The sequence below is a fragment of the Streptomyces sp. NPDC051738 genome (genome assembly GCF_044453205.1).
Classification (GTDB): Bacteria; Actinomycetota; Actinomycetes; order Streptomycetales; family Streptomycetaceae; genus Streptomyces.
The window spans coordinates 1-17,781 of the sequence record NZ_JBITCM010000033.1 but is presented as its reverse complement, the minus strand read 5'-3'; the positions used below and the strand labels follow the sequence as shown (position 1 = coordinate 17,781).

At 70.4% G+C, this 17,781-nt stretch carries 15 protein-coding genes; 10 read left to right on the top strand and 5 right to left on the bottom strand.

Annotated features, from left to right (window positions below; genetic code table 11):
• Positions 1 to 49: 49 nt before the first annotated feature.
• The 7 genes from ACIA8X_RS44020 to metK all read left to right on the top strand — a co-directional run bounded on the left by ACIA8X_RS44020 (position 50) and on the right by metK (position 6,400).
• A complete protein-coding gene (locus ACIA8X_RS44020) occupies positions 50 to 1,165 on the top strand; it encodes a quinone-dependent dihydroorotate dehydrogenase (RefSeq protein ID WP_393462070.1) in 1,116 nt (371 codons plus the stop codon).
• Positions 1,162 to 2,007 carry an orotidine-5'-phosphate decarboxylase gene (pyrF, locus tag ACIA8X_RS44015; RefSeq protein WP_393462068.1) on the top strand — a complete coding sequence of 282 codons (846 nt, stop codon included), beginning with the start codon at positions 1,162 to 1,164 and terminating at the stop codon, positions 2,005 to 2,007. Before ACIA8X_RS44020 ends, pyrF begins: the two co-directional genes overlap by 4 nt.
• A 320-nt stretch (positions 2,008 to 2,327) precedes the next feature.
• Positions 2,328 to 2,651, top strand: coding sequence for an integration host factor (locus ACIA8X_RS44010; protein ID WP_003977346.1), 324 nt, complete (start codon positions 2,328 to 2,330; stop codon positions 2,649 to 2,651).
• Between the two features lie 59 nt (positions 2,652 to 2,710).
• The gene (gmk, locus tag ACIA8X_RS44005; RefSeq protein WP_062722557.1) at positions 2,711 to 3,268 is read left to right on the top strand and encodes a guanylate kinase; all 558 of its coding nucleotides are present in this window, start codon (positions 2,711 to 2,713) and stop codon (positions 3,266 to 3,268) included.
• Between the two features lie 84 nt (positions 3,269 to 3,352).
• Positions 3,353 to 3,625: a DNA-directed RNA polymerase subunit omega gene (gene rpoZ, locus ACIA8X_RS44000; RefSeq protein WP_003988945.1), complete on the top strand. Its 273-nt coding sequence runs from the start codon at positions 3,353 to 3,355 to the stop codon at positions 3,623 to 3,625.
• Positions 3,626 to 3,750: 125 nt separating this feature from the next.
• On the top strand, positions 3,751 to 4,953 hold the full coding sequence (gene coaBC, locus ACIA8X_RS43995; protein ID WP_393462066.1) for a bifunctional phosphopantothenoylcysteine decarboxylase/phosphopantothenate--cysteine ligase CoaBC: 1,203 nt from the start codon (positions 3,751 to 3,753) through the stop codon (positions 4,951 to 4,953).
• A 238-nt stretch (positions 4,954 to 5,191) separates the two neighbouring features.
• Positions 5,192 to 6,400, top strand: coding sequence for a methionine adenosyltransferase (gene metK / locus ACIA8X_RS43990; RefSeq protein WP_393462064.1), 1,209 nt, complete (start codon positions 5,192 to 5,194; stop codon positions 6,398 to 6,400).
• A gap of 67 nt (positions 6,401 to 6,467) precedes the next feature.
• On the opposite strand, the gene ACIA8X_RS43985 is transcribed toward metK, so the two are convergent.
• The 4 genes from ACIA8X_RS43985 to ACIA8X_RS43970 are packed head-to-tail and all read right to left on the bottom strand — an operon-like array spanning position 6,468 to position 11,518.
• On the bottom strand, positions 6,468 to 7,565 hold the full coding sequence (locus ACIA8X_RS43985; protein WP_393462062.1) for a hypothetical protein: 1,098 nt from the start codon (positions 7,563 to 7,565) through the stop codon (positions 6,468 to 6,470).
• The gene (locus tag ACIA8X_RS43980) at positions 7,562 to 9,448 is read right to left on the bottom strand and encodes a hypothetical protein (RefSeq protein WP_393462060.1); all 1,887 of its coding nucleotides are present in this window, start codon (positions 9,446 to 9,448) and stop codon (positions 7,562 to 7,564) included. Before ACIA8X_RS43980 ends, ACIA8X_RS43985 begins: the two co-directional genes overlap by 4 nt.
• A complete protein-coding gene (locus ACIA8X_RS43975) occupies positions 9,445 to 10,161 on the bottom strand; it encodes a toll/interleukin-1 receptor domain-containing protein (protein ID WP_393462058.1) in 717 nt (238 codons plus the stop codon). The genes ACIA8X_RS43980 and ACIA8X_RS43975 overlap by 4 nt, the downstream gene beginning before the upstream one ends.
• Positions 10,162 to 10,216: 55 nt before the next feature.
• On the bottom strand, positions 10,217 to 11,518 hold the full coding sequence (locus tag ACIA8X_RS43970) for a helix-turn-helix domain-containing protein (protein WP_393462056.1): 1,302 nt from the start codon (positions 11,516 to 11,518) through the stop codon (positions 10,217 to 10,219).
• A 321-nt stretch (positions 11,519 to 11,839) separates the two neighbouring features.
• Between ACIA8X_RS43970 and ACIA8X_RS43965 the strand changes: the two genes are divergently transcribed.
• Complete coding sequence (locus ACIA8X_RS43965) at positions 11,840 to 14,035, top strand: primosomal protein N' (RefSeq protein WP_393462054.1); 2,196 nt, start codon at positions 11,840 to 11,842, stop codon at positions 14,033 to 14,035.
• Between the two features lie 104 nt (positions 14,036 to 14,139).
• On the opposite strand, the gene ACIA8X_RS43960 is transcribed toward ACIA8X_RS43965, so the two are convergent.
• A complete protein-coding gene (locus ACIA8X_RS43960; protein ID WP_393462052.1) occupies positions 14,140 to 14,682 on the bottom strand; it encodes a hypothetical protein in 543 nt (180 codons plus the stop codon).
• A 455-nt stretch (positions 14,683 to 15,137) separates the two neighbouring features.
• On the opposite strand from ACIA8X_RS43960, the gene fmt reads away from it, so the two are divergent.
• Positions 15,138 to 16,070, top strand: coding sequence for a methionyl-tRNA formyltransferase (fmt, locus tag ACIA8X_RS43955; RefSeq protein ID WP_393462050.1), 933 nt, complete (start codon positions 15,138 to 15,140; stop codon positions 16,068 to 16,070).
• A 158-nt stretch (positions 16,071 to 16,228) separates the two neighbouring features.
• Entirely contained in the window at positions 16,229 to 17,647 is a 1,419-nt protein-coding gene (locus ACIA8X_RS43950) for an RsmB/NOP family class I SAM-dependent RNA methyltransferase (protein ID WP_393462048.1), read from the top strand.
• Positions 17,648 to 17,781 lie beyond the last annotated feature (134 nt).

Here is a 17,781-nt window from a genome sequence, read left to right as displayed (position 1 = left end):
CCGATGAGGGGGACACCGGAAACGGTGTCCCCCTCTTCATGAGGACACCATGTACAAGATCTTCTTCAACCTCGTCTTCAAGCGAATGGACCCCGAGAAGGCCCACTACCTGGCCTTCCGCTGGATCCGCCTCGCCGTCCGCATCCCCGTACTGCGCACGTTCGTCGCCGCCGCACTCGCGCCCCGCTACAAGGAGCTGCGCACCGAGGCCTTCGGTCTGCGCATGCACGGCCCCTTCGGGCTCGCAGCCGGCTTCGACAAGAACGCGGTCGCGATCGACGGCATGTCGATGCTCGGCTTCGACCACGTCGAGATCGGCACGGTCACGGGGGAGGCGCAGCCGGGCAACCCCAAGAAGCGGCTGTTCCGGCTCGTGAAGGACCGGGCGCTGATCAACCGCATGGGCTTCAACAACGAGGGCTCGCTGGCCGTGGCGGCCCGTCTGGCGTCCCGTGAGCCGGTCTTCCGGACCGTCGTGGGCGTCAACATCGGCAAGACCAAGGTCGCCCCGGAGGACGAAGCCGTCGGCGACTACGTGAAGTCGACCGAGCGGCTCGCGCCGTACGCCGACTACCTGGTCGTGAACGTCTCCTCGCCCAACACGCCCGGCCTGCGCAACTTGCAGGCCACAGAGGCCCTACGGCCCCTCCTGAGCGCCGTCCGCGAGGCCGCCGACCGTACGGTGACCAGCGGTCGCGTCCCGCTCCTGGTGAAGATCGCGCCCGACCTCGCCGACGAGGACGTGGACGCCGTCGCGGACCTGGCCGTGGAGCTGGGCCTGGACGGGATCATCGCCACGAACACCACCATCGCGCGCGAGGGACTCGGTTTGAAATCCGAACCCTCGCTGGTGAAGGAGGCCGGCGGGCTCTCCGGCGCACCCCTGAAGGCGCGCTCCCTGGAGGTGCTGAGGCGCCTCTACGCGCGCGTGGGTGACCGGATCACCCTCGTGGGCGTCGGCGGCGTCGAGAACGCGGAGGACGCCTGGCAGCGGATCCTGGCGGGCGCCACGCTGGTCCAGGGCTACAGCGCCTTCATCTACGAGGGTCCCTTCTGGGGTCGCGCCATCCACAAGGGCCTCGCCGCCCGCCTGCGCACCAGCCCGTACGCCACCCTCGCCGACGCGGTCGGCGCCGACGTCAGGAAGGCAAGGAAGACCGCATGACTGCTCTGGAACCCTTCGGCGCACGCCTGCGCCGTGCCATGGACGAGCGCGGCCCGCTGTGCGTCGGCATCGACCCGCACGCGTCCCTGCTCGCCGAGTGGGGCCTGAACGACGACGTGGCCGGCCTGGAGCGGTTCAGCCGCACGGTCGTCGAGGCGATGGCCGACCGGATCGCCGTGCTCAAGCCGCAGAGCGCCTTCTTCGAGCGCTTCGGGTCACGCGGTGTCGCGGTCCTGGAGAGGTCGGTCTCGGAGGCGCGGGCGGCCGGGGCCCTGGTGGTGATGGACGCCAAGCGCGGTGACATCGGCTCGACCATGGCCGCGTACGCCGAGTCCTTCCTCCACAAGGACTCCCCGCTCTTCTCGGACGCGCTGACCGTCTCGCCGTATCTCGGCTACGGCTCGCTGTCCCCGGCCGTCGCCCTGGCCCGGGAGAGCGGCACCGGCCTGTTCGTGCTCGCGCTGACCTCCAACCCGGAGGGCGGCGAGGTCCAGCACGCGGTCCGCGCGGACGGCCGCAACGTCGGCGCGACGATGCTGGCGCACCTGGCCGCCGAGAACACGGGGGAGGAGCCCATGGGTTCCTTCGGGGCGGTCGTCGGCGCCACGCTCGGTGATCTGTCGACCTACGACCTCGACATCAACGGTCCCCTCCTCGCGCCCGGCATCGGCGCGCAGGGTGCCACCCCGTCCGATCTTCCCCGGGTCTTCGGAGCGGCGGCGCGCAATGTCGTGCCGAATGTCAGCCGGGGTGTTCTACGTCACGGTCCCGATGTCGTCGCTCTGCGTGAGGCCGCGTCACGCTTCGCCGAGGAGATCAGGGCGGCTGTGACGGTCGACTGACCGTCGTCAGGGACTTTCGAGCTCCGCGCGAGACCTCCGATGAGTGGCTCGGAGTCCACTTGAGTCTGAATACATCCTCAAATCCGGGGCATTATGTCCTAAATGTCCGGCCTGACGGAGGCTGACCAGGACTTTTCCGCTGTTCTCGCTGACTCTGGCGGACTTGCCCGCTAGTCTCCGACGAGTGGGGGCACCTCCCACCACCCATTAGGTAGTGGGGGAGAACGGGCAAGCGTGTTGCTCGTGGCTCCCCAGGTGTGGGGCGACTAGGTTCCTCACCGGTCCGTATCCGACAGTTCGACATCCGAGGTGACGTAGGCGTGGCTCTTCCGCCCCTTACCCCTGAACAGCGCGCAGCCGCGCTCGAAAAGGCCGCCGCGGCTCGCCGGGAGCGGGCCGAGGTCAAGAATCGACTCAAGCACTCCGGCGCCTCCCTGCACGAGGTCATCAAGCAGGGCCAGGAGAACGACGTCATCGGCAAGATGAAGGTCTCCGCGCTGCTTGAGTCCCTGCCGGGCGTGGGCAAGGTCCGCGCCAAGCAGATCATGGAGCGACTCGGCATCTCCGAGAGCCGCCGCGTGCGCGGTCTCGGCTCCAACCAGATCGCTTCCCTGGAGCGTGAGTTCGGCAGCACCGGCTCCTGAGTCCGGATCCTCCGGACGGGGAGTCCCGGGCACTCCGGGATTGCTGGAATAATCGCTGCATGAGTGAACGTCCGCGACTGACCGTGCTCTCCGGCCCCTCCGGGGTCGGCAAGAGCACGGTCGTCGCCCATATGCGCAAGGAACACCCCGAGGTCTGGCTCTCGGTGTCGGCGACGACCCGTAAGCCCCGCCCCGGCGAACGGCACGGAGTCCACTACTTCTTCGTCACCGACGACGAGATGGACAAGCTGATCGCCAACGGCGAGCTGCTGGAGTGGGCCGAGTTCGCCGGCAACCGCTACGGCACTCCGCGTGCGGCTGTGCTGGAGCGGCTGGAGGCGGGTGAGCCCGTCCTGCTGGAGATCGACCTCCAGGGCGCGCGGCAGGTCCGCGAGTCCATGGCGGAGGCTCAGCTGGTGTTCCTGGCTCCTCCCTCCTGGGAGGAGCTCGTGCGCAGACTCACCGGACGTGGCACCGAGCCGCCCGAGGTGATCGAGCGGCGTCTGGACGCGGCGAAGGTCGAACTGGCGGCAGAGCCGGAGTTCGACGTGACCTTGGTCAACACCTCCGTCGAGGACGTGGCGCGCGAGCTGCTAGCCTTGATGGACGTTGTGTGATCGTGGCTGATCGTTGAGGTTTGATCATTTAGTTCAGGCCTGATCACTCACACTGATTCTTTCCCATCCATCGGAAGGTAGAGCGTGTCCTCTTCCATCTCCGCGCCCGAGGGCATCATCAACCCGCCGATCGACGAGCTCCTCGAGGCCACCGACTCGAAGTACAGCCTCGTGATCTACGCGGCCAAGCGGGCCCGCCAGATCAACGCGTACTACTCGCAGCTCGGCGAGGGCCTCCTCGAGTACGTCGGTCCACTCGTCGACACCCACGTCCACGAGAAGCCGCTCTCGATCGCCCTGCGCGAGATCAACGCGGGTCTGCTGACGTCCGAGGCCGTCGAGGGCCCCGCGCAGTAACCGTTCGTTTTCGCATGACAGGCCCGGCGGCGCGACCGCCGGGCCTGTGGTGTGCTCGGGGGGCGCGGGGGTCGTCCCCCGCTGTGATGCAGCATGGAGCCATGGTTCGACGAGGAGGAGACCTGGTGGACAAGCCGAAGGTCGTTCTGGGCGTCAGTGGCGGCATCGCCGCTTACAAGGCCTGTGAGCTGCTGCGCAGACTGACGGAGTCCGGGCATGACGTCCGGGTCGTGCCCACCGCCTCAGCGCTGCACTTCGTCGGCGCCGCCACCTGGTCCGCCCTGTCCGGCAACCCCGTCTCCACGGAGGTCTGGGACGAAGTCCACGAGGTCCCGCACGTCCGTATCGGCCAGCAGGCCGACCTGGTCGTCGTCGCCCCCGCCACGGCCGACATGCTCGCCAAGGCCGCGCACGGCCTCGCCGACGACCTGCTGACCAACACCCTGCTCACGGCCCGCTGTCCGGTGGTCTTCGCCCCGGCCATGCACACCGAGATGTGGGAGCACCCGGCCACCCAGGAGAACGTGGCGACGCTGCGCCGGCGTGGCGCGGTCGTCATCGAACCCGCCGTCGGCCGCCTCACCGGCGTCGACACGGGCAAGGGCCGGCTGCCCGAGCCGGGCGAGATCTTCGAGGTCTGCCGTCGGGTCCTGGCCCGGGGCGTCACCGAGCCGGACCTCAAGGGCCGGCACGTCGTCGTGAGCGCCGGCGGCACACGCGAACCCCTCGACCCGGTCCGCTTCCTCGGCAACCGCTCCTCCGGCAAGCAGGGCTACGCCCTTGCCCGCACCGCCGCCGCCCGGGGCGCCCGGGTCACGCTGATCGCGGCCAACACCGGGCTGCCCGACCCGGCGGGCGTGGACGTCGTACAGGTCGGCACGGCCCTACAGCTGCGGGAGGCGGTCCTCAAGGCGGTCCCGGACGCCGACGCGGTGGTCATGGCGGCGGCGGTCGCGGACTTCCGCCCGGCGACGTATGCCGCCGGAAAGATCAAGAAAAAGGACGACCAGGAGCCGGAGCCCATAGTCCTGGTGCGGAATCCGGACATCCTCGCGGAGATCTCGACCGAGCGGGCCCGCCCCGCCCAGGTGATCGTCGGCTTCGCCGCCGAGACGGACGAGGTCCTGGCCAACGGCCGTAAGAAGCTGGAGCGCAAGGGGTGCGACCTGCTCGTGGTGAACGAGGTGGGCGAGCGCAAGACCTTCGGCTCCGAGGAGAACGAGGCGGTCGTCCTGGGCGCCGACGGCACCGAGACACCCGTACCGCACGGGCCCAAGGAAGCCTTGGCCGAAACCGTGTGGGACCTGGTGACGCGGCGGTGGGAGTGAATGTTTGATGCCCCGCGGGCTTCGGTCGACCCCGCTCGATTCGGGTGTGGCGACCCTGGCCAAGGGCGCATGGCATTGGGCAGAATGCCCGTGCCGCAGGTCACAGCGCTCCCGAGAGGCGAGACAGGGGGTCCGTGGCCGAGCGCGACAGATAAACTGTCCTCGGACGACGCCGGGCGCAGCCCCCGTCCCGTCCGCCAATGATCAGCCAGCAGCCGCTGCAACCCCAGGGAGCGTTGTGTCCCGTCGCCTGTTCACCTCGGAGTCCGTGACCGAAGGTCACCCCGACAAGATCGCTGACCAGATCAGCGACACCATTCTCGACGCGCTTCTGCGCGAGGACCCGACCTCTCGGGTCGCCGTTGAAACCCTGATCACGACCGGCCTCGTGCACGTGGCCGGCGAGGTCACGACCAAGACGTACGCGGACATCGCGACGCTGGTCCGCAACACGATCCTGGAGATCGGCTACGACTCCTCGAAGAAGGGCTTCGACGGCGCCTCCTGCGGCGTCTCCGTCTCGATCGGCTCGCAGTCGCCGGACATCGCGCAGGGTGTCGACACGGCGTACGAGTCCCGCGTCGAGGGCGACGAGGACGAGCTGGACCGCCAGGGTGCCGGTGACCAGGGCCTGATGTTCGGCTACGCGACGGACGAGACGCCGACGCTGATGCCGCTGCCGATCTTCCTGGCGCACCGCCTGTCCAAGCGCCTCTCCGAGGTCCGCAAGAACGGCACCATCCCCTACCTCCGCCCGGACGGCAAGACCCAGGTCACCATCGAGTACGACGGCGACAAGGCGGTCCGCCTGGACACGGTGGTCGTCTCCTCGCAGCACGCGAGCGACATCGACCTGGACTCGCTCCTGGCGCCCGACATCCGGGAGTTCGTGGTCGAGCCGGAGCTGAAGGCCCTGCTGGACGAGGGCATCAAGCTGGACACCGACGGCTACCGCCTGCTGGTGAACCCGACCGGGCGGTTCGAGATCGGCGGCCCGATGGGTGACGCCGGCCTGACCGGCCGCAAGATCATCATCGACACCTACGGCGGCATGGCCAGGCACGGCGGTGGCGCGTTCTCCGGCAAGGACCCGTCCAAGGTGGACCGTTCGGCGGCGTACGCGATGCGCTGGGTCGCCAAGAACGTCGTCGCGGCGGGTCTGGCCTCGCGCTGCGAGGTCCAGGTCGCCTACGCGATCGGCAAGGCCGAGCCGGTCGGCCTCTTCGTCGAGACCTTCGGCACGGCCAAGGTCGACACCGAGAAGATCGAGAAGGCCATCGACGAGGTCTTCGACCTCCGCCCGGCCGCGATCATCCGCGACCTGGATCTGCTCCGCCCGATCTACGCCCAGACCGCGGCGTACGGTCACTTCGGCCGTGAGCTGCCGGAGTTCACGTGGGAGCGGACGGATCGGGTCGAGGAGCTGCGGAAGGCTGTGGGACAGTAAGCCGTCTCGGTTTGTGAGGGGCCCGGTTTCCCTGAGGGAGGCCGGGCCTCCGCCTGTCTCGGCGATCCTAGGCACCTTCGGTGTCCTGCTCCGATGCGGAGGCCGGTCCGTTGCCGTTCGTGTGGGGTGGCACCGTCCGGATCCCGAAGCGACGGCGCATCTCTTCCGCGGTCACCCCGTCCCGCGAGGCGATGGCGAGCGCGACCTGATCGGCGACGAGGGCGCTCTCGTCTTCGCCGGGACGGAAACCGACCAGACGGAAGAACTCGGAGAACACATCCGCGGGGCTGGGCGCGGGCAGTTCGCCGAGCGGTTCCTCCGGTCCCGGAGCCGGTCCCTGCCATTCCGGTTCGGCAGGGGGAGGAAAAGCTTCCGGGACGAGATACCGGAAGGGCTCGTCGACTTCGCGGTCATTCGCCGCCGATGACAGACGAGCCAGCAGGCCGATGTCTTTGACCGTGTTCTCGACCTGGTCGTCGTTCTTGGCCAGCCACCACACGACGGCGCTGCCCGTGCTGGTCAGGACGTCGTTGCCGAGGTACTCCCGCTTGTTCTGCTCGTACTTGCGCTGGTGTTCCCACAGGGCCTCGTCCTTGCGGATCGCCGCCAACCGGTCCAGGCGCTCCTGGTCCTCGTCCGTGAGCGCGAGCTCGACCTCCAGGGCCATGGCATGGACGTACTCGTGCCGATCCGGCTCCATGACCCCGAGCACGGCGTGCAACTGGTGCTGGGCCAGGGAGCTTCTGAAGGGCTTCAGGTCCGCGGTCACCGCACGGGCGCGCGCGAGTACGCACTCCACTGCCAACGCGCCCGGGTTGATCAACTGGTCGTTCGATTCCGGGTCGACGGGGTACCAGCGCACCCGTGCCGAGAAGAGGAAGTCGTAGTCGGGGAAGGCGCTCGGCAGAGGGACGCGGCTCACGTAGAGCTCTCGGCGTTCCACGGGCGGCGGGGCGGGCTGTTCGATGAGGGATCCGGGTGGGAACGGATCGCGTCGGCGGGCACGGATCACGCTGTACGTGGCGGCGGTCCACACGGTGACCAGCAGCGCGAACACACCGAGCCACATCCCCAGTGCCCAGTGCAGGGACAGGCCCAGGATGACGGCGAGCAGCACGCTGACCAGGCTGAGGAAGACCGAGACCGTCTTCTGACCGGAACTCATGACTCAGGCACCTCCGGATCGGGGGACTGCGGAGCGAGGCGGGCGCGCTGCGCGAGGGTGATCGACTCCAGCAGCCGCGAGGCGAGCCGGGGTGAAACGGTTCGGCGGGCATCCGCGTAGACCCGGCTGAGCACCGGGTAGCTGAGCTCGGACGCGGCGACCAGGATGTTGAGTGCCGCGTCCACGAGCGCGACGTCGTCCACCGCGTCCGCGGTGGACAGCCAGGTGGTCGCGCAGGGCAGCCAGCGGCGGGGCTCCAGCAGGCCGAAGGCCATGCGCCAGCATGTGGTCAGCCACTCCCGCGTCGTTGCCGTCAGGAGGAAGTCGTCCGGCAGTGCCGTCAGGTTCAGGAACAGGTCGGCATCGGCACGGTGGTGCTGCGAGGCGGCCGTGGCCAGCCGGGCCAGTAGTCGACGCTGGAGCCGGCTGTCCTGGTTGACGTAGCGGAACAGCGATTCCCGGGCGAAGCCGCGGTGCGGTTCACCGCGGGCGAGGTGGTGGAGGCGTACGAGCGCGGCTTCCGGGTGATGGATGGACATGACCTTTTCGCAGACCTCGGCCAGTACCACGCGACGGTTCTTCGTCGGCCGATTCGTGCTCCAGCCGTAGATCCTCGCGCGGAACTCGCTGTTGGACTGCTCGTTCTCGACACCGCGTTTGAGGAGGTGGGCCGCCGCCCGGACCTCGGTCGTGCGAGGCGCCCCTTCGCGGGTCCAGTCATCGACCAGGGCGGCGAGCCGCTCGAAGTCGCGTGTGAACACGCAGAGATCCGTGAAGTTCTCCACGAGCCTCGCCAGGTCGGTCGGATCGAGCAGTGCGATGGCCTTGCCCAGCCACCGGTTCAGCGGGTCACGGACATCGGGCAGATCGACCCAGAAGTGCCGACGCGCCGCCTCCGCGAAGTCGGGGCTGCTGAAGCACACCCGGGAGTCCGGATCCAGCTCGGCCCCGACGGCCTTGAGCCGCGTAGACAGGCCCTTGTGCTCCAGGAGGGGGCGCTCGTCGTGGGCCGAACCCGCCTCCTCCACCAGAAGGTTCGTGGCACGGTGCACTGTTTCCGCCTGTGCGCCGTGCAGCATGGCCGCGGCGAGGAGCAGTGCGCGCTGCCGCCCCTTGCGCAGTTGTGCCACCGTCTCGGCGGCGTCGTGGGCGCGATTCCTCTGAGCCTTGATGGCGGTCTCGCACCAAGTTGCGAAGTTGCCGGGCCCGCGGGCGCCCGCGATGCGGCGGGCCAGCAGGGCCAGTTCACGCATGGGCGGTTTGGTCTCGAGGTGCTCGAGCAGCGGGGGCCGAGCGATCCGCCGCACGTCCTCGTCGACTCCGGCCAGCCGCAGATGGCGTACGAGCGCTTCCAGGCCGTCGGGGCGCTCGATACCTCTGCTGAACTTGGTGAACTGAGAGGAGAGCTGATGCTGGTGCCGTTCCGGCAGCACCAGCGCAAGGTACGCGCTCTTGGCCAGTACCGCATGGCGAAAGTCCGACAGCTCCTCGTGCACGGCCTGCCACATGCGCTCGTCCACTTCGGAAAGATCGAGGAGCATCCGGTCCCGCTCCCCGACGAGGTCGGGGGACAACCACCGTCCGGAGCCGGACTCGGGCTCCTCCGGGGTGAGCTCGTGATAGGTGCCGTCCCGCGGGAGCTCGCACAGCAAGACGCGCCCCGCCGAGCTCCGTCCGCTGCCCCGGGCCCCGTGGACGATGACGGTGTGCTCGGCCGCCAGCACGTCGTACGCCGCGTTGATTCCGGGCGGGCGCGCGAACTCCCGTTGCAGCTGCATGAGTTGGTCCTCCGCCACGTGGCGGGGTGTGGCGACCGGGGCGGTCAGGAACGCCTCAGAGGCACTGAGGTGGACGTTGTAGACATCCCGTATGTGGTAGCTCACCGGTCGTCGTCCTTGTCCCGGTGTGAGCGGCCGAAGGTCTGGTGGATGCCGCCGTTGTTGTCGCCCTCGAAGTAGTTTCCGCCGTCGCCCAGGCGCACATTGCGGGTGCTGGGACCGATGTGTACCGGGCCCTGGACATCCTTGACGCTGTTGATGTCGCCGTTGACCGTACCCGCCTGCACGGACGTACCGCTCACGCCGCCGGCAGTGTTGTGCGTTCCGCCGGCGGGAGGCTTCGGTGCCGACGCGCGGTCGGCCGCCGCGAGTTCCGGTACGAGCCTGGCCAGCGTGTCGCCGATCTGCTTCAGGTCGTACTCGTTGTTGTGGTCGTCGTAGCGCAAGCTCTGGCAGTCGGCGAGCTTCTGGAGCTGCCTGGGCAGGGCTTCCTTGCCCGGGCGTTCGGTCCTGCGCCCGATCAGCACCGGGATGACCCGTATATCGCACAGGAACGCCTCCTGGATCTCCCGGCGCACCCAGTCGCCGTCCTCACGTAGTGCGGGGTGCTGCACCCAGCCGGGTCCGATCAGCGCCAGCAGCACACCGCTTCGGCGCACGCCTTGGATGAGGTGCGAGTCGAAGGGTGTGCCGGGCGGAATCGACTTACTGGCGCGGTAGATCCGGTCCGTGCCGAACCGTGTCGACAGCGCGCCCTCGATGGTGGCTGCGGCTTGGGCGCCGTCGCCGGAGCGGTAGTTGATGAATACGTCGGGCATGGCGAATCGGCCTTTCGGTACGCAGGGATGTGGACGGAAAGGTGGTCTTGGTCCGCTAGGGAGCGGGGGTGAGAGCCGCCGTCAGTCGAGGGGCGACGGACAGGTACGACCGGTTGCGGGGGTGGCGGGCCAGCGTGCGCGCGAGGCGGCGCAGATCGGTGGTGACAGTCGCCGAGGACACGCTCGCCGTCAGGGGAAGCAACTCCTCGGTCAGTGCGCAGGCGTGATCGATCTCGCCCGCCATCGCGTGCGCCAGGGCGCGTCGGACGCCGTAGCGGGCCTGAGCGCGCCAAGCGGTGACGGGCAGCCGGGCGCACTCACGGTCCAGGACTTCGGCAGCGGCACGTGGCCTGCCCAGATCGAGAAGGCACCAACCCGTGATCATCGACACGGGATCGCCGAGGTGCGTGCTCCCCAGGACGGGCGCACCGGAGGACTCGGAAGCCTGCCCCAGGAGCAGACGGGCCCGTTCCAGGCCACGCATGCAGGCGTCGTGGTCGCCCGCGAGCGCGTGTCCCTGCGCCTCCCGCTGGGCGGCCAGGCCGCGGATGCGAGGCGGCAGCCGAGGAGAGCGGGCGCCTTCGGCCAGGGCGACCGTCTCGGTGGCCTCTCCTCGGTAGTACGTGATCAGGGCGCGGCGCACGAGAGCATACGAGGCCAGGTCGCGATCGCCTGAGGCGTCGGCGAGGTCCACGGCGTGGGCGGTCCAGTGCAGAGCAGACTCCTCATTGCCCGCCTCTTGGCCCAGCCAGCCCGTGAACACTGCGAAATGCGAGGCCAGGGCAAGCAGACGTCCGCCGCTTCGGGAGCCTGACCTGGCGGCGAGCCGGCGCAGCGCATGCGTCTGCTCGGCCAGGACGGGCAACAGCGTGTCCGGAGGCGACATCTGGCCGAGACGGCGGTACTGGTCCAGCAGTGCCCGGTATGCGCCCTCCATCGACCCCGAGTGGGCCACGGACGGCCCGCGCGGCGGCTGCTCGGCAGCTCCGACGGCAAGGACCGAGGCGGCTCCGACGGCGATCACCTGCCGACGGGAGGGCGGCGTGGGGGATCCAGAATCCGGAAGCGCGTGCTCCACGCCGGGCAGGGTTCCTTCAGCGACACGGTGGCTGTAGGGCCGGACAGCCTCGGCCTGCGGGGGCCGTACCGGCACGAGGGCGGCGAGCGCGCCCTGCGCGTCGAGCGCGGCATCGCACAGGCGGGCCAGCTCGGGGGAGGCACGCTTCCGGCCCGTCTCGATCTTGCTTAGCTGCCCCTTGCTGTAGTGCACCGAGGACGCGAGCTGCGTCAGCGTCAGTCCGGCCGCGATGCGCAGGCGCCGTAACTCCGCGCCGAACACAGGTGGCTGCTTGAGCACCAAATCCCCCCTTGGGCCGCCGTCCCTGGTCGCTCGGGCCGTCCGGTCGCATCAGCGTCTGCCTGGCGGACGGCTCGAGCAAGGCGGGCGGCGGAGTTTCCCGTTTCCAGTTCTGATACCGGGTCGGAGGGCAGCGGAAAGCGTGGCGCGAAGTCGGCGGCTGAAACGATCACGGAAATGGCCGGTGAGTCGTGCTTGCGGATTCGTACGCTGACGATCTCCCGGTGTGATGGCGCCGGGGGGGGCAACGCAGGTGCGGCCGGCACAGGTGGGGAACTCGGGCGTCGTCGGTTGTCAGTGGCGTTTGGTAAGAATGCAAGCGTGAGCAGCGAGAACGGGCAGACGGGTGGTGGGGCCGAGGGGGCGCCGCCCGAGCAGCTTGCGTTCATTCGGGAGAGTGTGCGCAAGGCCAAGGTGCCCAAGGCCAAGCCGCGGACGTGGCGGGGGGCCGTGCTGGCCAAAGCGCTGCCCGTGGCGCGGGTGCTGGTCGACAAGGGTGTGCTGCACCTTGATCGGTACTTCGACTATGCCGTTCCGGAGGAGCTGGACGCCGACGCACAGCCCGGCGTGCGGGTGCGGGTGCGGTTCGGGGCCGGGCGGCATCGGGTGCGGGAGGGGCGACGCGAGGGTGGGGGGCTCATCGACGGGTTCCTCGTCGAGCGGGTCGCGGAGTCCGACTACTCCGGGCCGCTGGCGGCTCTCGCGCAGGTCGTCTCTCCCGAGCGGGTGTTGAGCGAGGAGCTGTTGGGGCTCGCTCGGGCCGTTGCCGACCGGTATGCCGGAGGGCTCGCCGATGTGCTGCAGCTGGCCGTGCCGCCGCGCAGCGCCAGGGCCGAGCAGCGGCCTTCGCCGGAGCCGCTTCCGGCGCCCGGTGCGCCAGAGGTGGGGTCATGGGGGCGGTATGAACGGGGGGCTGCTTTTCTGGAGTCGCTGGCTTCCGGGGGTACGCCGCGTGCCGTGTGGAACGCCTTGCCCGGGCCCGAGTGGAGTGAGGAGTTGGCTCGGGCCGTTGTCGCGACGCTGGCCTCCGGGCGCGGGGCGCTCGTCGTTGTGCCCGATGGGAGAGCCGTCGCGCGGGTTGACGCTGCGCTGACCTCGCTGATGGGGGAGGGACGGCATGCGGTGCTGACCGCGGACGCCGGGCCCGAGAAGCGGTATCGGGAGTGGCTCGCGGTACGGCGGGGGAGCGTGCGGGCGGTGGTGGGGACCCGGGCCGCCATGTTCGCGCCCGTCCAGGACCTTGGGCTGGTCGCCCTCTGGGACGACGGCGACGACAGCCACAGCGAGCAGCATGCTCCGCAGCCCCATGCGCGGGAAGTGCTGTTGCTACGGTCCGCGCAGGACAAGTGCGGCTTTCTGCTGGGGAGTTGGAGCTGCACCGTCGAGGCCGCCCAGCTCGTGGAGAGCGGTTGGGCCCGACCCTTGGTCGCCGCGCGGGAACAGGTGCGGGGCGCGGCTCCTCTCGTTCGGACCGTGGGGGACGGGGATCTCGCGCGGGACGAGGCCGCTCGGGCCGCCCGGTTGCCGACTCTCGCCTGGCAGGCGGTGCGGGAGGGGCTGCGGCAGGGGCCGGTGCTCGTGCAGGTGCCCCGGCGTGGGTATGTGCCGCGGATGGCCTGCGCCAACTGCCGGGCGCCGGCTCGGTGCCGGCACTGCTCCGGGCCCCTGGAGGCGCAGGGCTCCGGGGCCGAACTGCGGTGCGGCTGGTGTGGGCGCGACGAGGGCTCCTGGCACTGTCCGGAGTGCGGCGGGTTCCGGCTGCGGGCCCAGGTGGTGGGGGCGCGGCGGACCGCCGAGGAGCTGGGGCGGGCCTTTCCCGCCGTTCCGGTGCGGACGTCCGGGCGTGAGCATGTGCTGGACACCGTGCCGGGTACGCCCTCGCTGGTCGTGAGTACCCCTGGGGCCGAGCCCGTGGCCGAGGGCGGGTATGCGGCGGCCCTGCTGTTGGACGGCTGGGCCATGCTCGGGCGGCCCGATCTGCGGGCGGGGGAGGACGCGTTGCGGCGGTGGATCGGGGCCGCGTCGCTGGTACGGCCGCAGCGGGCCGGAGGGACGGTGGTGGTCGTCGCCGAGCCCACCTTGCGGCCCGTGCAGGCGCTGGTGCGGTGGGATCCGGTCGGGCATGCGGTACGGGAGCTGGCCGAGCGGGCCGAGCTGGGTTTTCCACCGGTGTCCCGGATGGCTGCCGTGGCCGGGCCGGGGGAGACCATCGCCGAGTTCCTCCGTGCGGTCGAACTGCCGTCGGAGGCCGAGGTCTTGGGGCCTGTTCCGTTGCCCGTCACGCCGGTGGGGCGGCCGAGGCGCGCGGGGGCGCCGCCGCCCGGGGAGCACTGGGAGCGGGCACTGATCCGGGTGCCGCCGGGGCGGGGTGCCGCGTTGGCGTCCGCGTTGAAGGCCGCGCAGGCGGCGCGGATGGCTCGGGGGAACGGGGGCGGTAGCGGCAGCGGAAGCGGGGGCGGGGGTGGCGAGGCCGCGGTGCGGGTGTGGATTCGGGTTGATCCGCCGGATATTGGGTGACCGTGGTCCCCGTGGGTGCCCTTGGTGCCTTGGCGGGCGGTGAGCCTGTACCGGCATGGCTCTGCCCTCCCGGGTGCGCTCCGGGAGGGCAGAGTTAGGGGGCGTCAGCCGTTGCGAGGGCCGGGGAAGGCCGTGGGCCTGGCCTCGTCGCGCAGGCCCGGGCTGCCTGCCGTCGGCTGCGTCGGCATGGAGCGGGCCGCAGGGACCGTCGGCACGCTGGGGATGGCGGTGGTGACGTTGACCGCACGGGATCCCGTGGGCTCCGTCGTACGCTCGGCCTCGGCTGCCGCCTGGGTGGCGGCACGGCGGGCGCCGTAGCGGCGGTGTACCGCCTGTTTGGTGACGCCGAGGGCGGAACCAACCGCGTCCCAGGAGAAGCCGAGTGAGCGGTCGAAGTCCACGGCTGCCGTGACCAGGGTCTCGACACTGTCCCGCAGCTCCTGGGCGAGACGGACCGTCGGGGCGGGGGCGCGTCCGTAGACGACGAAGCCCGTGGCGGGACCGGAGCGGCGCGGGCGGTAGACGTTGCCCAGTTGCGCGGTGAGCGTGCGCAGTGCGTCCACCTGCCGGCGGACCCGCTCGATGTCCCGCACCAGCAAGTGCAGGCTGGCCCGAGCCTGGGCGTCGTGGGTTGCGTGGTCGGCCATGAACAAGCCTCTCGAACCGGCGTTGAAGGAGTGGGCCGCGGATAAGGATGCGGCGGATGCGGCCCGTTGTGGTCAACTCTTTCTTGACCAACGCGGGAGCGCTCCGCGGGTCACGGTGTGGGGGCGTGTGGGCATATGCCTACGCCCCTGCGCGGGGGGTGTGCGCCGCGGTCTTCGGCCTTGGGTGATTGCCCGCCCGCGCACCACCCGTTTCCAGTTGGCCAAGAGGTTGGACTCTCCTGTGGGGGTTGCTCGCCGTCGGCGGCTTTCCGCTCGTGGGGAGGGGGGCGGCGTGCCGTGGGGGCACGTGCGCAATCGTCCGCTGGCCGGTGGCTTGGGCGTTGCGGGTTGCGAGGCTGTCGTTCTTGGGGCCGCCGACGTGAGCCGCTGTGGTGCGCACCCATAGACTTGTGTGTTGCCCAAGCCCATCCCGCCCGAGAGGCCCGTGCCCACCCATGAAGCTTGTCTTCGCCGGTACCCCCGAGGTCGCCGTTCCCGCTCTGGACGCTCTGATCGCCTCTGGGCGGCACGAGGTGGCCGCTGTCGTCACGCGGCCCGACGCGCCGGCCGGGCGTGGGCGCAGGCTGGTGGCCAGCCCGGTGGCCGAGCGGGCCGAGGAGGCCGGCATCGAGGTGCTCAAGCCGGCCAGGCCGCGGGACCCCGAGTTCCTGGAGCGGCTCAGGGAGATCGCCCCCGACTGCTGTCCCGTCGTCGCCTACGGCGCCTTGTTGCCGCGCGTCGCCCTCGACATCCCGGCCCAGGGCTGGGTCAACCTGCACTTCTCGCTGTTGCCCGCCTGGCGTGGGGCCGCGCCCGTGCAGCACGCCATCATGGCCGGTGACGAGATCACCGGGGCCTCCACCTTCCTCATCGAGGAGGGGCTCGACTCCGGGCCCGTCTACGGCACCGTCACCGAGGAGGTCCGGGCCACCGACACCAGCGGCGACCTGCTGACCCGGCTCGCCTTCGCGGGCGCAGGGTTGCTCGCCGCGACCATGGACGGGATCGCTGACGGCACGTTGAAAGCCGTACCGCAGCCGTCCGAAGGGATCACCCTCGCTCCCAAGGTCAACGTCGAGGACGCCCACATCGACTGGAGCGCGCCCTCCCTGCGCGTCGACCGCGTCGTGCGCGGGTGCACCCCCGCGCCGGGGGCCTGGACCGTCTTCCGTGGTGAGCGACTCAAGCTCATCCAGGTGCAGCCGGTGCCCGGGCGGGACGATCTCGCGCCCGGTGCTCTCTCCGTCGGGAAGAACAATGTGTACGTCGGGACCGGGTCGTACGCCGTCGAGCTGCTCTGGGTGCAGGCTCAGGGGAAGAAGCCGATGCGGGCGGCGGACTGGGCTCGGGGGGTCAGGATCGGGGACGGGGAGATCCTCGGGGTGTGACGGGGAGACTCCCGGGTCCGGCGGGGAGACTCTCGGTGCCGAGTGATCGCACGACCTTCCTGCGCGACGGGTGATCGGCCGACCTTCCTGCGCGCCAGGTGCCTGGTGCGACGTACGCTGTGTGCGTATCTCATCCAGCAATCCGGAGCACCTTTTTCGTGAGCGACACCTCCCGTCGGCCAGGCAAACCCGGCAAGCCCTACCGACGGCCCAAGAAGGACCCCGTCCGCATGATCGCCTTCGAGGCGTTGCGTGCCGTGGACGAGCGGGACGCGTACGCCAACCTCGTGCTGCCGCCGCTGTTGCGGAAGGCGCGGGACAAGGGTGACTTCGACGGGCGGGACGCCGCGCTCGCGACCGAGTTGGTGTACGGGACGCTGCGGCGGCAGGGGACGTATGACGCGGTCATAGCCTCTTGTGTGGATCGGCCGTTGCGTGAGGTCGATCCGCCGGTGCTCGATGTGCTCAGCCTCGGTGTGCATCAGCTGCTCGGCACGCGGATTCCCTCGCATGCCGCGGTGTCCGCATCCGTGGAGCTCGCCCGGGTCGTGCTCGGGGACGGGCGGGCCAAGTTCGTCAACGCCGTGCTGCGGAAGGTCGCGCAGGACGATCTCGACGGGTGGGTCCAGAAGGTCGCGCCGCCGTACGACGAGGATCCCGAGGACCATCTCGCCGTGGTGCACTCGCATCCGCGGTGGGTCGTCTCGGCGCTGTGGGACTCGCTCGGTGGAGGACGGGCCGGGATCGAGCGGTTGCTGGAGGCCGACAACGAGCGGCCCGAGGTGACGTTGGTCGCGCGGCCAGGGCGGGCCACTCCCGAGGAGTTGCTCGGCGAGGAGGCGGCGGTGCCGGGGCGCTGGTCGCCCTACGCCGTGCGGCTCGCCGAAGGCGGGGAGCCGGGGGCGATCGAGGCCGTGCGGGAAGGGCGGGCGGGGGTGCAGGACGAGGGGAGTCAGCTGGTTGCCCTCGCTCTCGCCCACGCTCCGCTGGACGGGCCCGATGAGCGGTGGCTCGACGGGTGTGCCGGGCCCGGGGGCAAGGCTGCCTTGCTCGGGGCGTTGGCCGCTGAGCGGGGGGCCGTGTTGGTCGCCTCCGAGAAGCAGCCGCATCGGGCGGGGCTGGTGGCCAAGGCGTTGGCGGGGAATCCGGGGCCGTATCAGGTCATCGCCGCGGATGGGACGCGGCCGGCGTGGCGGGCCGGGAGCTTTGACCGGGTGCTCGTGGATGTTCCGTGTACCGGGTTGGGGGCGTTGCGGCGGCGGCCGGAGGCGCGGTGGCGGCGGCGGCCGGAGGATCTGGAGGGGTTCTCTACGTTGCAGCGGGGGTTGTTGCGGGCTGCGCTCGACTCTGTGCGGGTGGGTGGGGTGGTGGGGTACGCCACTTGTTCGCCGCATCTTGCTGAGACGCGGGTGGTTGTCGAGGACGTGTTGAAGCATCGGGGTGGTGGGGAGCTGATCGATGCTCGGGGGTTGTTCCCTGGGGTGCCGGACTTGGGGGAGGGGCCTGATGTGCAGTTGTGGCCTCATCTGCATGGGACCGATGCGATGTATTTGGCGTTGATTCGGCGGGTGGGCTGAGCGGGAGGTAGCGGGGGTGCCGGTGCGGGGTCGGGTGTTTCTCGCCCCCGCCGCCCCTACCCGTCCCATCCCCAGGGGCTCCGCCCCTTCGACCCCGCTGGGGCTGCCGCCCCAGACCCCGCTTCGGCCCTGAA

Excerpts from the sequence above, each read along its gene's own strand:
- ACIA8X_RS43975 (WP_393462058.1), bottom strand. The coding sequence starts at position 10,161 with ATGCCCGACGTATTCATCAACTACCGCTCCGGCGACGGCGCCCAAGCC.
- ACIA8X_RS43985 (WP_393462062.1), bottom strand. The coding sequence starts at position 7,565 with ATGAGTTCCGGTCAGAAGACGGTCTCGGTCTTCCTCAGCCTGGTCAGC.
- gmk (WP_062722557.1), top strand. The coding sequence starts at position 2,711 with ATGAGTGAACGTCCGCGACTGACCGTGCTCTCCGGCCCCTCCGGGGTC.
- ACIA8X_RS44020 (WP_393462070.1), top strand. The coding sequence starts at position 50 with ATGTACAAGATCTTCTTCAACCTCGTCTTCAAGCGAATGGACCCCGAG.
- pyrF (WP_393462068.1), top strand. The coding sequence starts at position 1,162 with ATGACTGCTCTGGAACCCTTCGGCGCACGCCTGCGCCGTGCCATGGAC.
- fmt (WP_393462050.1), top strand. The coding sequence starts at position 15,138 with ATGAAGCTTGTCTTCGCCGGTACCCCCGAGGTCGCCGTTCCCGCTCTG.
- ACIA8X_RS43960 (WP_393462052.1), bottom strand. The coding sequence starts at position 14,682 with ATGGCCGACCACGCAACCCACGACGCCCAGGCTCGGGCCAGCCTGCAC.